This is a genomic window from Salinibacter pepae (assembly GCF_947077775.1).
Classification (GTDB): domain Bacteria; phylum Bacteroidota; class Rhodothermia; order Rhodothermales; family Salinibacteraceae; genus Salinibacter; species Salinibacter pepae.
The window spans coordinates 1,507,239-1,520,919 of the sequence record NZ_CAMTTE010000001.1; the positions used below are offsets into that span (position 1 = coordinate 1,507,239).

Here is a 13,681-nt window from a genome sequence, read left to right on the forward strand (position 1 = left end):
TATGGGGCCCATCCCCTCGGCCCCTGCACGGCCGGCACGAGCGACCGCATCATCTGGTGCCGCACGACGCACCTGACCTCCGACTTTTCTCTCTGCCTTGCATGGACGGCGAGACGCTTCCTGTCGACGAACACAGCCACGTTCGGGTCGCCCGCCTACTGTGTCTGCTGGGGGCCATCCTGGCATCCCTGTACGCCCCCCTGTACGGGGCCGGTGCCGACGCCCCAATCTCGGGGACCTGGCTTCACGTCGGCGTAGCGGGACTGCTCGTGGCCCTGATCGGCGCCTCGTACATCTCCGACACGGTCCGTCGCCGCCACGTGGCGATCACGTGGGGGCTGCTCTACGCCATCATGGGATGGGCCGCGGTCCTCGCCGCGCTCAACGAGTTCGCCGGGGGGTACGCGGTGGGTGTCCTTCTGGTCTACGCCGTCTTCGGGGGCGTGGTGGCACTGGGAAGCGCGTCGATAAGACCCGCCTTGACGTTTCTTCTGGCGGGCCTTTTGGCAGTTGGGGGGGCACTGCTGTGGGCCCCTGCGCTCCAAACGAGTCCCTGGGTGCTGATTGGGGCCATGGGGGTCGTGGCCCTCGTCGAGGGGGCCACCCTCCGGTGGGTTCTGTCGGTGTGTGCCCGCCTTCGGACCCAGGGGCGAACCCTTCGCGAGCAGCGCGACCTCCTGGACCGTCTCGTGGAGACGAGTCCCCACGCGGTCGTGCGGGTCGACGGAAGCGGGGCGCCCACCGATGCAAATGGCCGGGCCGAAGAGATTCTCGGCACCGATGTGGAAGCGGTGTCCGGCGACTCGGACGCCCCCCCCACAGGCGGGTCCGCCGGAGACGAGGAGACAACGGCCCCCGGCACCCGCCCCCTTTCGCAGGTTCTGCAGGTGAGGCGCGTCGTGCGCAACCTGAAGTGCTCGGTCGCGCGGCCGAACGGCACCCGGCGCGTGCTTTCGGCCAGCGGCGCGCCGGTGCGGGGGGCCGACGGGACGATCCGCGAGGCCGTCTTTCACCTCGAAGACGTGACCGAGCAGGAACGTCGGAAGCAGGCCCTCCGACGGGCCGAAGAGGAGATCGAAGAGGCCGATCGCCTCAAGTCCGCCCTGCTGGCGAACATGAACCACGAAATCCGCACCCCCTTGACCGCGATCATCGGGTTTGCCGAGGCGATCGGCACGAGCGCCAGTGAGATGGACCTGCCCGAGCACACCCCACTGACCGGCTACGCCGACCTGATTGAGCAGAGCGGGAAGCGCCTGCTCGACACCTTCGAGGACATACTGGACCTCTCCCAGCTGGAGGCGGGCCAGATGGAGCTCGGCATCGAGACGGTCGACCTCGCCGAGCAGGCCCGCCGGGCCGTCCAGGAATGCGGGGCCAACGCTCAGGACAAAGAGATCGACGTGCGGCTGGAGGCGACCAGCGTCTCTGCGCGTGCCAATGAGAACGGGGTCCAGGTCGCGCTGCAGAACCTCCTGGACAACGCGATCAAGTACACGGCGGATGGGGGCACCGTGTGGGTGCGGACCCGTCCGGAGCCGCGGACGGCCGTGCTGGAGGTCGAAGACGACGGGGCCGGGATGGAGCCGGAGACGGTCGATCAGCTCTTCGAGCCGTTCCGACAGGCCTCCACCGGCATGGCACGCGAGTACGAAGGCGCCGGGGTCGGCCTCGCGGTCACGAAGGAGGCGACCGAGCAGATGGGCGGGGCGATTGAGGTGGAGACCGAGCCGGGGGCCGGCAGCCGGTTCCTCATCCGATTTCCGATGGCGGACCACAGCACTCACGACTGCGGGGACGGCCCCGTTGAGCCTTCCGAGGAGGCCGCCGATGCGCATCGGGCCCCCAGACGGCCGTGACGAACTGACGCCGAACACGACTGCCCCCCACGCTCCCCCATCCCCTTTTCGTTTCTGCCGACCATGAACACACGCGCCGTGGAGACCGAAGCATTGGAGGCCAAGTTTCCCACGCTCCCCTCTGCGATCGAGGCGGTAGAGGAGTTGGTCGCGTCCGGACAGACCGATCCCGAGACGCTGATCGCAGTCGTCAAGCAGTGTCCGTCGGCGTCCCTCAATGTCCTCCGCCGGGCAAACTCCGCGTACTACGGCCTGCGGCACGAGGTCGAGAGTATCGAGCAGGCCGTGCGCCTTCTCGGCTTCGTCGAGGTGACGTCGATCGTCATTCTCGAGGGCGCCAACGAAATGCGGGACCAACTCACGAACCACACGGGCCTTCTCGACCGCATTATGCACGCCGCCATTTTCACCGGCCGGTTCACCCAACAGCTGACCCGCCAGCTCGACCTGGCGGACGAATGGGCGCGCCTGGCCTTCTCGGTGGGGCTCCTCCACGTGATGGGCCGCCTCGTGCTTCTGTACTCCGCCCCGGCCCAGTATGCCCCGCTGGCCGATGGGCAGGACGACGCTCTTCCCGAGGTGGGGGATGAGCGGCGCCTCTTCGGGGAGGGCCATCGCACCCTCGCCCGCCGCGCCGGCGAACACTGGAACCTCTCCGACCGCATCTGCTCGGTCCTACACCGCGCCATCGACCTGTCCGGGCCGCCGACGGGCCGACGGCGGACGCTGGCAGTGGCCGTTCGGGCGGGGAGCGCCCTGGCCCAGCGTGACCTGAGCAACGAGCCGCTCGCGCTCCCGAAGGACCTGCCCACCGACGAGATGTCTCTGTCGGAAGAGCCCGTGGCCGTGGCCGCCGAGGACGCGACGGACTACGCCGCAAACCTGGGCGGCTTTTGACGGGTCCCGGGCCGATGAGGAAGGACGGCCTGGCCTTTTCGATGTCACCGGTCGGCCCGTATTCGACTCGGGCGCGGTGTGCATCGTCAGCACCGGCCGACTGAACGCGGTCGGTCCCGTCTGCGTAGATGGCGGGCACTCGGGAGCGGCGCTGACCAGAACGAGGCCCACGCTACTGAGCCCGAACTGCGGGCCATGGCCGTCGGCCTGGCCTTCAGGGCCCCATCCCTTTTCTTCTCGTGTAGTATGGCTGTGCGATTGTATGTCCGACTCCGTCGACGCCCTCGATCACGAGCGGTTCGTCCGGGCCGCCATCGACGAAGCCATTTCGGCCCAGGACGCCGGCAATCCGCCTTTTGGCGCCGTGCTGGTGGGCCCGGACGGGACGGTTCTGGACCGCGCCGGCAATACGGAGGGCCGCACGGGGGACTGCACGGGGCACGCCGAAACCAATCTCGTCCGCGCCGCCTCTCAGGAGTATGACCCGGAGCGGCTCGCGAAGGCCACCCTCTACGCAAGCACAGAGCCGTGCGCGATGTGCGCCGGGGCGATCTTCTGGGCCCGCATCCGGCGCGTCGTGTTTGGGCTGCGCGCCGAGCGGCTCTACGAGATGAAGGGCGACGCGGGGCGCCAGCTGGCCCTTCCCTGCGAGGAGGTGCTGGCGCGGGGCAATCACGAGGCCGAGGTAATCGGTCCCGTACTGGAAGACGAGGCCGCGGCGGTGTTCGACCTCCAGTAGCCCTGGCCCCTGCGGCGTGGATGCCCAGGCTGTCTACGGAGACGACGGGCCAGGCGTCCATGTCTGCCCGGCAGGGAAAACGCCCAGAGCCCTCCGCAACTGAACGGTGATGCCCGGCGCTTTGCCGTGCCTGTCGGTCGGCGGCGGGAAGGATTCTCGGCGTCGAGGGGAGGACGCCTGATGCAGCGGCGGGCGGGCGTCGCCCCCACGCGATCCACCACCTACGAGGCCATCGACGCCGGCAACTCGGCCTTTTTCGTGCCCACCTCCTCGGACGCCCCGTCGCCGCCCGGCGACGGCAGGTCGTCCGGCACGTCGGGCTTCTTCGTGTCCACCGCGTCCGGGTCGGCGGTCTCCTCCGGCAGCTTGGCGGCAGGCACCTGGATGTCCGGCGCGTCGGGCTTGAAGTTGAGCATCACCTCCAGCACCCCCTCTTTTGTCTCCGGCTGCATCAGCTCGTGGCGCAGCGTGGAGGCGTTGCGGAAGCCCTTAAAGTAGCTGCTGTAGTTCTTGCGCATCTCCATCACGCCGGTGCGCTCGCCCAGCCACTCGCACTTGAGCGACAGGTGCTCGGCCACCACCTGCACGCGCTCCTCCCAGTCGGGGGGCGGGGGCAGCTCGCCGGTCTCCATGTATTTCTTGGCCCGGTCAAAAATCCACGGGTTGCCCAGCGCGCCGCGCCCCAGCATGACGCCGTCGACGCCCGTCTCCTCGAACATCGCCTCGATGGCCTCCGGGTCCAGCGCATCCCCGTTCCCGATAAATGGCATGTCGCGGGTGCCCTCCTCCTTGATCGTGCGGAGCCACTCCCACCGGGCGTCGCCCTTGTACTTCTGCTCGCGGGTGCGGGCGTGCACCGTGAGTGCCGCCACGCCCATGTCTTCCAGCATGCGGGCCACGTCCACGATGTGGATCGAGTCGTCGTCCCAGCCGAGGCGCGTCTTGACGGTCACCGGCCGGGTGGCCTCCTCCATCACCGCCGCCGTGATGTTGCGCATCTTGTCAAGGTTGCGCAGCACCCCGGCCCCGCCGTCCTTCTGCACGATCTTGCGGACCGGACAGCCGAAGTTGATGTCGATCACGTCCGGCCCGGCGGCGTCGACCATGGGCGTCGCGTTGCGGACCTCGTCGATCCCGCCGCCCCACACCTGGATGCCGATGGGGCGCTCCTCGTCGAAAATCTCCAGCTTCTGGTGCTCGTGTTCCTGCTCGCGGAGGAGCCCCGCGGAGGAGACGAACTCGGTGTACATCATGTCGGCCCCGTACCGCTTGCAGAGGATGCGGAACGGCGGGTCGCTCACGTCCTCCATGGGCGCGAGGAAAAGGGGCCGGTCGTCAAAGTCGAGGTGGCCGATGCGCATCGAGACGAGGACGATCCGGGTTGTGGCAATGGACTTTGGACGTTGAAAACGCACCGGGTGTGGACAGTGGTTCCGGGACGACGTTGAAACGTTGAACGTTCGAACGTTTAACGAGAAGCTGTACCCATTCCGGTCGCTCATTCGTAGGTTGGATGCACGGCCCCTTTCTCCTTGACCTTCTGGCCTTCATGTCCGACGAACCCCGCTTTTCCCGCCTCCGTCTGCTCTCGCTCGGCCTGCTCGCGCCGCTCGCGGTTCTGCTCACCGGCTGCGGCGGCCCCAACCTCATCGAGCGTCTGTCGATCGGCAATTGGGGCTTCTGGGGCACCGTCATCATCGTGCTCGACCTCGTGGCGCTGGTCGACCTGCTCGGCGACGGCACCCGGAGCACGACCAGCACGGTCGTCTGGGCGCTCCTGATCGTCTTCGCGCCGGTGCTCGGGGTGATCCTGTACTTTATCTTTGGTCGCGAGTAGCCCCATGGAGAGCCGCCCGGAAATGCACGCGTGGACCTCCGGCCGGGCCGCCGGGGGCTGGGGGGCTGTCGCCACAATCGCGGCGGGCCTGCTGATGATGGCCTGCGGCGGGCCCCGTGCCGTGACCGAGCCGGACCCGGCGGCGCAGTACCGGGCCGCCATCGCGGACGCCCGCACGGCGGAGCCGTCGGAGATTGCGACCACCCTCACGCCCCTCGCCCCGTACAACGACTCGCTCGTCTGGCGCGCCCCGGCCGACTCGACGCGGCAGGTGCTCGTGGTGACCTGGAGCGGGGCCGCCCCCCTCCCCGCCGCCACGGGGGGCGACACGGTGACGGCCGACCGGGACGTATGGGTGACCGCCGCTCCCGCCCTCAAACGGTTCTGCCGCGCCTCCGACCGCACCGGGGATCGGCTCCAGCTCCGCCTTGCCCAGCGCCTCGGCCTCCCACCTGACGCGGACCACGACCGCTTCGTGGAGCTCTGGGTCCGCCCCCAGGACCTCGTGCGCCCCTGTCCCGACCCCGAAGTGACGGACCGTGAGTGCGAACTGCGTCCGCCCAAGCCCCAGACGCACGTGCCGGTCAGCGACGCGCACCAGGACTGGTTTCGGGAATTGAAAGCGACCTCCTACGGCCCGGACGGCTACCCCTTCACCGGGCTCGGCTACACCTACGACTGGCACCCCTCGACCGACGAGGTGGGGCCCAGCGAGTTCGTGCTGCGCCCCGGGAAGCCCGGCATCGTCCGGGCCACGTACTCGACGGCCGCGTACTGCGAGGGCTCAGAATGACCCCCATTCCGTCACGGCGATGCGCGCGAACCGTGCCGACGGGGCCCGCCTGGACGATGTGACTGTCTGTTTCCCACTCCCCACACAATGCCGATCCGACGCTCACTGACGATCGTCCTTCTCCTGGTCCTTCCGGCCCTTGGCCCCGGATGCCAGTCGACGGCGCCGTCTCCCTCGTCGCCCCCCGCGGCGGAGGACGCCCCGGCGCCCCTGATCGTGATCTCCATCGACGGCCTGCGCTGGGACTACCTCGACCTGCACGGGGCGCCGGCCCTGTCGCGGATCGCCGAGGACGGGGCCCACGTCGATCACCTCACGCCGGTCTTTCCCACCAAGACCTTTCCCAACCACTACAGCGCAGTCACGGGCCTCCACCCGTCCCGCCACGGCATCATCGCGAACACGATGTACGACCCGGCGATGGACGCCTCGTTCAGCCTCAGCGACCGGGAGGCCGTGATGAACCCGGACTGGTGGGGCGGCGAGCCGATCTGGGTCACGGCCGAGCAGCAGGGGCGCACCGCGGCCACGTACTTCTGGCCCGGCTCCGAGGCGCCCGTCCAGGACACGCGGCCCACCGAGTGGTTCGAGTACGACGGCAGCGTGCCCGGCCCCGCCCGGGTCGACCAGGCCCTGCAGTGGCTCGATCGCCCGGCGGACACCCGCCCCGACCTCATCACGCTCTACTTCAGCCGCGTCGACACGAAGGGGCACAGGCACGGCCCGCGCTCCGACTCGGTCGCCACGGCCCTGCGGGAGGTCGACGGCTTCATCCAGCGCCTCCTCGACGGCCTCGCTGCGCGGGGCCTCACGGACGCGGTCAACGTGATGGTGACCGGCGACCACGGCATGAGCCCCACGGCCCGCGACCGCACCATCGTGCTCGACGACTACATCGACCCCGACGACGTCCGGCTCACCGCCCGGAACCCGGTGGCCATGATGGAGCCCCGGCCCGGCATACCGGCCGACTCGGTGGTGACGGCGCTCGACCACGCCCCCCACCTCTCGGCGTACCGGCGCGGCACGCTGCCGGACACGCTCCACTTCGAGGGCCACCGCCGCATTCCCTCCGTGATCGCCGTGGCCGACGACCGGTGGAGCATTCGCACCCGGCGCTGGCTGCGGGCGAATCCGGGGTGGACCGGCGGCGGCACGCACGGCTACGACCCTCGATCCGAGAACATGCACACGCTGCTCGCCGCTCAAGGGCCCGGGTTTCGGCGCGATACGACAGTCGATCAACTGTCCCTGCTCCACCTCTACGAACTGATGTGCACCCTTCTCGATGTGGAGCCCGCCCCCAACGACGGGCGCCTGGAGGCGGCCCGGCCGCTCCTGTCCCCGGCGTCCGCCCGGACGGCGGAGTAGCTCGGCGGCCGCCTCGGGGACACGTCCTAGGCGGACACGGGCGATTCCTCGCCGAGGCGCACCACCGCGTCGGCGAGCGGGCGGAGCGCGTCCGTGAGGTGGCTGGCCACGATGGCGAGCCCGCCGTCCGCCACAAACTCGTCTATGAGGTCGACGGTGGCCTCGGTGGTGGCGGTATCGAGGCTGCGGAGGGGCTCGTCCATGAGCACGACCGCCGGCTCGGCCACGAACGCGGCGGCCACCTGCGCCTTCTGCGTCATGCCGCTGGAGTAGGTGCCGATCAGGTTCTCGCGGCGCTCGTCGAGCCGGAGGCGGCCGAGCACCGTCGCGATCCGGGCCGGGCCCTCGTCGTCCGTCCAGTGCCCCCGGCTGCGCAGGATCCACTCCAGCAGCTCCACCGCCGTGAGGTGCTCCGGCAGCTCGGGCCCCGCGTGGACGAGGCCCACTTGCTGGAGGTACCGGTACGGCGCGTCGTGCACGTTAATCTCGCCGTAGCGCACCGCCCCGTCCGTGGGGTAGGCCTGCACGGCCAGCAGGCGCAGGAGCGTGGTCTTCCCCGCGCCATTGGGCCCCACGAGGAGCGTCAGCGTCCCCGGATCAAACGACCGCGAGAGGTCCGACAGGACGGGCGGCCCGTCGCCGTACCGTTTGGACAGGGCGTCGAGGGTAAGGGTGTCGGCCATAGCGCGAGTCGATGTGGAGAAAAAGGGGTGGGCAGTTGGGGCCGCGGTGCCGGCTACGCGGCGGAGCGCACCGATCCTTCCGTCGCGAGGGTGACGGCCGTGGCCGCCGCCACCGAGAGCCCGACATGGACGGCCGCCCAGGTCCCGACCCAGGCCCATCCGTAGGTGTTGCCAAACAGCACCACGAGCGCGAGGCTGCCCATGTGCGGCCCAAACCAGCGCAGGTTGACGAACGTGCGGGTGCCGATCCAGTCGCCCACCGACTGCAGGGCACGCTGAAAGGGGCGAGGCGCCGCCGATGGGGTCCCCAGCACCGCACAGGCGGCGACCTGGCCGGTGAAGACCAGCGTCAGGTACCCGGTGATGAAGGCCGGCGCCCCCCCGCGGATGCAAAAGAGCCAGAGGCCCAGGTGGGCCACGGCCACGAGGCGGCCGAGGGGCAGGCGGCGGTCGAGCTGCCGGATGCTGGCCCAGGTGGCCGGGCGCCACCGTGCCGGCACCCAGTAGAGCGCGTCGTACGGCACCGGGTCGCGGTCGGTGGCCGCCACCGTGCCCCCGCCCAGCACCTCCGCGTAGAAGGCCGTGGTGTGGTAGAAATGTCGATCGTACGCGGCCCGCGACCGCCACAGGCGCACGCCCGCCGAGCCCACGAGGAGGAGGCCGGGCGCCCACGCCAGTCCGTGCAATCCATTGGCCGCGGCCGCCGCGGTGGCCACCACGACGCCAACCCCCACCGCGAAGCACCGCGTGGTGGCGAAGAGGGCGGGCACCAACCCCCGCGGGAGACTAATCCCCTGGCCCTGCTCCTCCACGGCCCGGGCGTACCACTGCCCGGCCCGGCCCTCGTGCCAGGCCTGCGACCGGGCCCCAAGGGTGGCAAAGTGGACGAAGCTGTCCAGCGCGGCGCCCCCAATTAGGAGGAGCCCCTGCCCCAGGGCGACGGTCTTCACGCCGAGGTGCTGGAGGGGGCTGCCGGGGTCCCCGTACGCCACCAGAACGGCCGGCACCGCCGCCAGCAAGACGAGCGGCCCCAGCCGGCGCGCCTGGTAGCGCAGGAGCCGCGGGGGCGACCAGTTCAGGCGCTGCAGCATCGAGACGTTCGGGTCCGGGAACAGCACGTTCGGCGGCGCCACGGCAAACACCCCCGCCCCCGCCAGCGCCCACAGCCGAAGCCCAGCGGCCCGCGCCCCGGGATCGGCCCCGGCAGCGAGCAGCAGGGCCGCCGCACTCAGCACCCCCAGGAGCAGTCCGTAGGCGAGCCGGGACGCCCCCCCGCGGACGTGACGAATCGGGGCCGGCAGGGAACGAGAAAGCACGAGGGGCAGGGCGATTTCGGCGGTTGGCGGTGAAAGCAACGTATTGCCGAGCGGGCCTTCATGTCCATCCGCCCCCGGGAAAATCAGACCAAATGTTGCGTCTCGCGCCTCGGGGACGCCATGTTCCAAGAACATGGGACAGGTTCTTCCTTCTCGAAAACCTCTCCTCCGGCACGCGTGTACACGCCACGATACATCACATTTTCCCGCACTGCCCGCTGCGCCCCTCATGTCCACGCGTTCGCTCGCCGACGCCCTTTCGGAGCGCCTGCTCGACACGTTTCCGGCCGACCAGGCCTACACGAAGGCCGACTGGGCGACGGACGCGATGCCAGGGCCCCTCCGTCACTACCTGACCCACCTCCTGCGGCACCACCATCGGCGCGAGGCGCGCCAGCTGCGCCGGGCGCGGACCGACTGGGTGGACTACGACCACCCGGAGATGGAGCAGGCCACCCATGCGTTTCTCAACGCGACGGAGCAGCACCTACAGGTGCCACGCGACCAGTGGACCGACACGCTCCGCACCGCCGCCCGCCGCACGACGAACTACCTCGTGCGTCCCGTCCCGACGCTGCGCGCCTTTGTCTTCGAGGACGCCGCCGGGGCGGTGCCGGTGCCCCAGGTGCAGTGGCGCATGCGCTTCTTTGGGCCGTACGCCCACCTTCGAAACGCCGTGCAGGCCTTCGCCGACAAGCAAGACCGGGACGCCTTCACCCCGGATGCCTTTGAGCGTGTCCTCCGGCGCGTCGACGAGCGCATGACGGCGGACTTCGACGCGGACCGCTGGCTCGACCTGCTCGATCCCCTCTTCGACACGGCCCGCTGTGCCACCGACCTCCACAGGCCGACCGACGAGGCCTCCGCCCCGCAGTCAAACTCCTCGTCGGAGGCCGCCCCCGAAGCCACACCGATGTGGAAGCAGTTCGAGCAGGACGCCCGCCCGCGCCGCACCGAGACCGACGCGTCCAACGATGACGCCCAGCCCCTCTGGGCCCAGTTCCAGCAGCGTCCCTCAGACGGATCCAGGCAGACGAGCGCGTCCTCTCCCCCTCCGGGTGCGGACTCGTCCTCGTCGTCGGACGGGCGGTCGACCGCCTCCGACCCCGACGATGCCCTGTCGGCCCTGGAACGGGAGGTGTTTGGGCCGTCGCACACGCCGAAGCGCGAGGTGTACGTAGACGCCCTCTTCGACGGCGACCGGGACGCCTACCGCCGCGTGCTGAAGCGCCTGCGTACGGTGGACAGTTGGAGCGACGCCTCCCAGATCATTTCGGACGACGTATTTCGGCCCTACCAGGTCAACATCTACAGCGACGCGGCGGTCCACTTCACCAATGCCATCGAGGCGACCTTTCGCTGAGCCCCACAGGCGTGCCCGCAATCCTTCGGTGCGGCCCCCTGTGATGCGGCCCCCTGTGATGCGGCCCCCTGTGATGCGGCCCCCTGTGATGCGGCCCCCTGTGGTGCGGCCCCCTGTGATGCGGCCCCCTGTCTTCTTCGCTCCCTTCGCACGCTGGGGGCGGCCCCTGGGCCGCCGGTGGGCCCTGGCCCCCGGCGCTCACGCCGTCTCCAGCCCGATGTGCCGAAGCACCTCGTCGGGACAGCCGGTCCACTCGGCCACAAACTGGTTGCCCCGATACTGCAGGTCTTCCATTCCCATCTTCGAGCTGAAAAACCCCGAGGCGGTCAGGTCGCGGAGGCTGTTGAAGAACTCGACGCCCGGCTGCATCTCCGGCGCGGCGGCCTCCGGCCACGCGATGTCGTCGAGCAGCCCCTGCTGTTGGGCCTCGGTGCACTCGACGAACGGGGTGCCGTGGCGGTCGAGGCACGTGTAGTCGACCCACGCCAGCCCCCCGCGAAAGGCCGCCTGCTGCTCGTCCCGGTCCGGCAGCTGCTCGTCGGTCAGGATGAAGTCGATGAACGCCGGCACGCCCGCATCCGTGGCGCTGCCGGAGCGGTCGTCCGCCGGGATGATCCAGTCGGTCAGCACGCGGACGGTCTCAAACTCGTGGTCGGTAAGGAGCTGACGGTCGTAGTCCTGCGGCGCCGGCCGGGTGGGGGCCTGTTCGGCCTGCTGCTCACGGGCCCGCTGCACGTCTTCGGGGGAGCAGGCCACGCTGAAGGTGGGTGCGGCCGCCATCAGGCCCAGCATCTTGAGGGCGTCTCGGCGGTTGAGGTCGTTCATGGAAGTCGGGGGGGAGGGGTGAGGAAACGACGTGCGGACGAGAATGCTCAGGGTGAAGGGCGCGCGGCGGGGGCGCCCTCCGTCTCGGGGACGCAGGCGGCTCAGATGTTGCCCTTGTTGCGCTGGTCGATGATGTACTCGGAGGTGCGCATCGAGAGGGCAAGGATCGTCCAGGTCGGATTCTTGTGCGGCATCGACGTGAACGGCCCGGCGTCGGCCACGAACAGGTTGTCCACGTCGTGGGCCTGGCACTGCGCGTTGAGCACCGAGGTGTCCGGGTCCGTTCCCATTCGGGTCACGCCTGCCTCGTGGATGATCTCGCCCGGCATGGTGATGCCGTAGCCGTCGTCCTTGCTCGGCACCGAGCCGAGCGGCTCGGCCCCGGCCGATCGCAGAATCTCTCGCCCCTTCTCCTGCATGTGCTTGACCTGCAGGTACTCCTCCTCCCCCCAGGAGTGGTGGAAGCGCAGGACCGGAATGCCGTACTCGTCGCGCGTGTCCGGGTCAATCTCGCAGTAGTTGTCCCGGCGGGCAATCGACTCGCCCCGCCCGGACATCCCGACCGTCGCCCCGTAGAAGCGCCGGTAGTCGTTCTTGAGCTGCTGGCCATAGCCGCCCCCGCCCTTTTTCTTGGTTTCCTCGTCGCCGGGAAACATGGCGTTGAGGTTTTGGATGCCGCTGCCGAAGCCGTAGCCCGGCATCCCGCGCCCGCCCCACAGCTCGAAGTGGTAGCCCCGCGGAAAGTCGAGGTCCTGGTCGTGGGCCCACCACGGAATGTAGGAATGCATGCCCCCGACCCCGTCGCAGTTGTGGGCCGGCTGGTTCATCAGCTGCGGGGCCACCCCCATGATGGTCGACCCCGTCGAGTCCATCAGGTAGCGCCCCACCGCGCCGCTGGAGTTGGCCAGGCCGTTGGGGTGCTGGCGGGAGGTGGAGTTGAGCAGGAGGCGGGCCGACTCGCACGCGCTGGCGGCGAGGACCACCACGTCGGCCTTCACCTTCTGCTCCCGGCGGCTCTGGGTGTCGACGTAGGAGACGCCGGTGGCCTGCCCTTCCTGGTCGGTCGTCACCTCCCGCGCCATCGCGTGGGTGATCAGGGTCACGTTGCCGGTCTGGAGGGCCGGGTCCAGCAGCACCGGCGGCGCCGAGAAGTTCGAGTGCGTCGTGCAGCCCCGATTGCACTGGGCGCAGTAGTGACAGGGCGCCCGGCCGTTGTGCTGCTCGGTCAGGATCGAGAGGCGGGACGGGATGACCGGAATGCCAACGTCCTCGGCCCCGCTCTTGATAAACTTCTCGTAGCAGCGGGGCTCGGGGGGCTCCATAAAGATGCCGTCGGGGGCGTTGTAAACCCCCTCCTCCGACCCGAAGAGGCCAATCAGCCGGTCGACCCGGTCGTAATAGGGCTTCAGGTCCTGGTAGTCGATGGGCCAGTTCTGTCCGTGGCCGTCGACGCTCCGCCCGTTGAAGTCGTCCGGCCCGAAACGGAGGGAGATGCGGCCCCAGTGGTGGGTGCGCCCGCCCAGCATCCGGGCCCGGAACCAGTTCCAGTTGGTGTCCTCGGCGGTCGTGTACGGCTCCCCCTCAATGTCCCATCCCCCAAGGCACGCGTCCATCTCCCCGAAGGGACGCGCCGTCGTCGAGGCCCCCCGGCGGGGCGAGGCGTAGTTCCAGTCGAACATCGCCCCGTCCTCCTCGACGCTCCACTCCGGGCCGGCCTCCAGGACCACAACGTTGGCCCCGGCCTCCGCCAGGACCTTCGCGGCCATGCTGCCCCCCGCGCCGGAGCCAACAATGCAGACATCGTAGGTGTCGGGGGGTTCCTGAACAAACGGCATGCAGGCAAAAAGACGTAGGAAAAGACGTAGGAAGGGCAACGCGCCTTGCAGAAGGTAATCACGGGGTGGATTCAGACGCAACCAAATATCCCGGCCCAGGGCAGTGCCCCAACATTTGGAACCGGTTCCAGGCGTTGTGCAATCTGGAAGCGGTCCCGAACTT

At 69.5% G+C, this 13,681-nt stretch carries 12 protein-coding genes; 7 read left to right on the top strand and 5 right to left on the bottom strand.

The genetic code is table 11. The features are described 5' to 3' along the window. Positions 1 to 101 precede the first annotated feature (101 nt). The 3 genes from OJA40_RS06230 (at position 102) to OJA40_RS06240 (ending at position 3,495) form a co-directional block, all read left to right on the top strand. Complete coding sequence (locus tag OJA40_RS06230) at positions 102 to 1,859, top strand: ATP-binding protein (RefSeq protein ID WP_263807939.1); 1,758 nt, start codon at positions 102 to 104, stop codon at positions 1,857 to 1,859. A 63-nt stretch (positions 1,860 to 1,922) separates the two neighbouring features. After that, the gene (locus OJA40_RS06235) at positions 1,923 to 2,756 is read left to right on the top strand and encodes an HDOD domain-containing protein (protein ID WP_263807938.1); all 834 of its coding nucleotides are present in this window, start codon (positions 1,923 to 1,925) and stop codon (positions 2,754 to 2,756) included. Between the two features lie 262 nt (positions 2,757 to 3,018). After that, positions 3,019 to 3,495: a nucleoside deaminase gene (locus OJA40_RS06240; protein WP_208427174.1), complete on the top strand. Its 477-nt coding sequence runs from the start codon at positions 3,019 to 3,021 to the stop codon at positions 3,493 to 3,495. A gap of 221 nt (positions 3,496 to 3,716) precedes the next feature. Here the strand turns inward: OJA40_RS06240 and dusB are convergent, their stop codons facing one another. Next, positions 3,717 to 4,910: a tRNA dihydrouridine synthase DusB gene (gene dusB / locus OJA40_RS06245; protein ID WP_263807937.1), complete on the bottom strand. Its 1,194-nt coding sequence runs from the start codon at positions 4,908 to 4,910 to the stop codon at positions 3,717 to 3,719. Between the two features lie 134 nt (positions 4,911 to 5,044). Here dusB and OJA40_RS06250 point away from each other — a divergent pair, with 134 nt between their 5' ends. The 3 genes from OJA40_RS06250 to OJA40_RS06260 all read left to right on the top strand — a co-directional run bounded on the left by OJA40_RS06250 (position 5,045) and on the right by OJA40_RS06260 (position 7,496). Beyond that, a complete protein-coding gene (locus tag OJA40_RS06250; protein WP_263792360.1) occupies positions 5,045 to 5,332 on the top strand; it encodes a PLDc N-terminal domain-containing protein in 288 nt (95 codons plus the stop codon). Positions 5,333 to 5,336: 4 nt separating this feature from the next. After that, positions 5,337 to 6,125, top strand: coding sequence for a hypothetical protein (locus OJA40_RS06255; protein WP_263807936.1), 789 nt, complete (start codon positions 5,337 to 5,339; stop codon positions 6,123 to 6,125). 87 nt (positions 6,126 to 6,212) lie between these two features. Next, positions 6,213 to 7,496: an alkaline phosphatase family protein gene (locus OJA40_RS06260; RefSeq protein WP_208427172.1), complete on the top strand. Its 1,284-nt coding sequence runs from the start codon at positions 6,213 to 6,215 to the stop codon at positions 7,494 to 7,496. A gap of 26 nt (positions 7,497 to 7,522) precedes the next feature. Here OJA40_RS06260 and OJA40_RS06265 read toward each other — a convergent pair whose 3' ends face one another. Beyond that, entirely contained in the window at positions 7,523 to 8,179 is a 657-nt protein-coding gene (locus OJA40_RS06265) for an ABC transporter ATP-binding protein (RefSeq protein ID WP_263807935.1), read from the bottom strand. A 53-nt stretch (positions 8,180 to 8,232) separates the two neighbouring features. Further along, complete coding sequence (locus OJA40_RS06270; protein WP_263807934.1) at positions 8,233 to 9,495, bottom strand: hypothetical protein; 1,263 nt, start codon at positions 9,493 to 9,495, stop codon at positions 8,233 to 8,235. Positions 9,496 to 9,724: 229 nt separating this feature from the next. On the opposite strand from OJA40_RS06270, the gene OJA40_RS06275 reads away from it, so the two are divergent. Then, complete coding sequence (locus OJA40_RS06275; protein ID WP_263810135.1) at positions 9,725 to 10,858, top strand: hypothetical protein; 1,134 nt, start codon at positions 9,725 to 9,727, stop codon at positions 10,856 to 10,858. A 198-nt stretch (positions 10,859 to 11,056) separates the two neighbouring features. Here the strand turns inward: OJA40_RS06275 and OJA40_RS06280 are convergent, their stop codons facing one another. Together OJA40_RS06280 and OJA40_RS06285 are read right to left on the bottom strand one after the other, a co-directional pair. Further along, on the bottom strand, positions 11,057 to 11,683 hold the full coding sequence (locus OJA40_RS06280) for a gluconate 2-dehydrogenase subunit 3 family protein (protein WP_263807932.1): 627 nt from the start codon (positions 11,681 to 11,683) through the stop codon (positions 11,057 to 11,059). Between the two features lie 101 nt (positions 11,684 to 11,784). Beyond that, positions 11,785 to 13,518 carry a GMC family oxidoreductase gene (locus tag OJA40_RS06285; protein WP_263807931.1) on the bottom strand — a complete coding sequence of 578 codons (1,734 nt, stop codon included), beginning with the start codon at positions 13,516 to 13,518 and terminating at the stop codon, positions 11,785 to 11,787. Between the last annotated feature and the right edge of the window lie 163 nt (positions 13,519 to 13,681).

Bases quoted from the DNA above. Each gene is read 5' to 3' on its own strand.
- OJA40_RS06230 (WP_263807939.1), top strand. From the start codon at position 102: ATGGACGGCGAGACGCTTCCTGTCGACGAACACAGCCACGTTCGGGTC.
- OJA40_RS06280 (WP_263807932.1), bottom strand. From the start codon at position 11,683: ATGAACGACCTCAACCGCCGAGACGCCCTCAAGATGCTGGGCCTGATG.
- OJA40_RS06285 (WP_263807931.1), bottom strand. From the start codon at position 13,518: ATGCCGTTTGTTCAGGAACCCCCCGACACCTACGATGTCTGCATTGTT.
- OJA40_RS06240 (WP_208427174.1), top strand. From the start codon at position 3,019: ATGTCCGACTCCGTCGACGCCCTCGATCACGAGCGGTTCGTCCGGGCC.
- OJA40_RS06260 (WP_208427172.1), top strand. From the start codon at position 6,213: ATGCCGATCCGACGCTCACTGACGATCGTCCTTCTCCTGGTCCTTCCG.
- OJA40_RS06265 (WP_263807935.1), bottom strand. From the start codon at position 8,179: ATGGCCGACACCCTTACCCTCGACGCCCTGTCCAAACGGTACGGCGAC.
- OJA40_RS06250 (WP_263792360.1), top strand. From the start codon at position 5,045: ATGTCCGACGAACCCCGCTTTTCCCGCCTCCGTCTGCTCTCGCTCGGC.
- OJA40_RS06235 (WP_263807938.1), top strand. From the start codon at position 1,923: ATGAACACACGCGCCGTGGAGACCGAAGCATTGGAGGCCAAGTTTCCC.
- OJA40_RS06255 (WP_263807936.1), top strand. From the start codon at position 5,337: ATGGAGAGCCGCCCGGAAATGCACGCGTGGACCTCCGGCCGGGCCGCC.
- OJA40_RS06275 (WP_263810135.1), top strand. From the start codon at position 9,725: ATGTCCACGCGTTCGCTCGCCGACGCCCTTTCGGAGCGCCTGCTCGAC.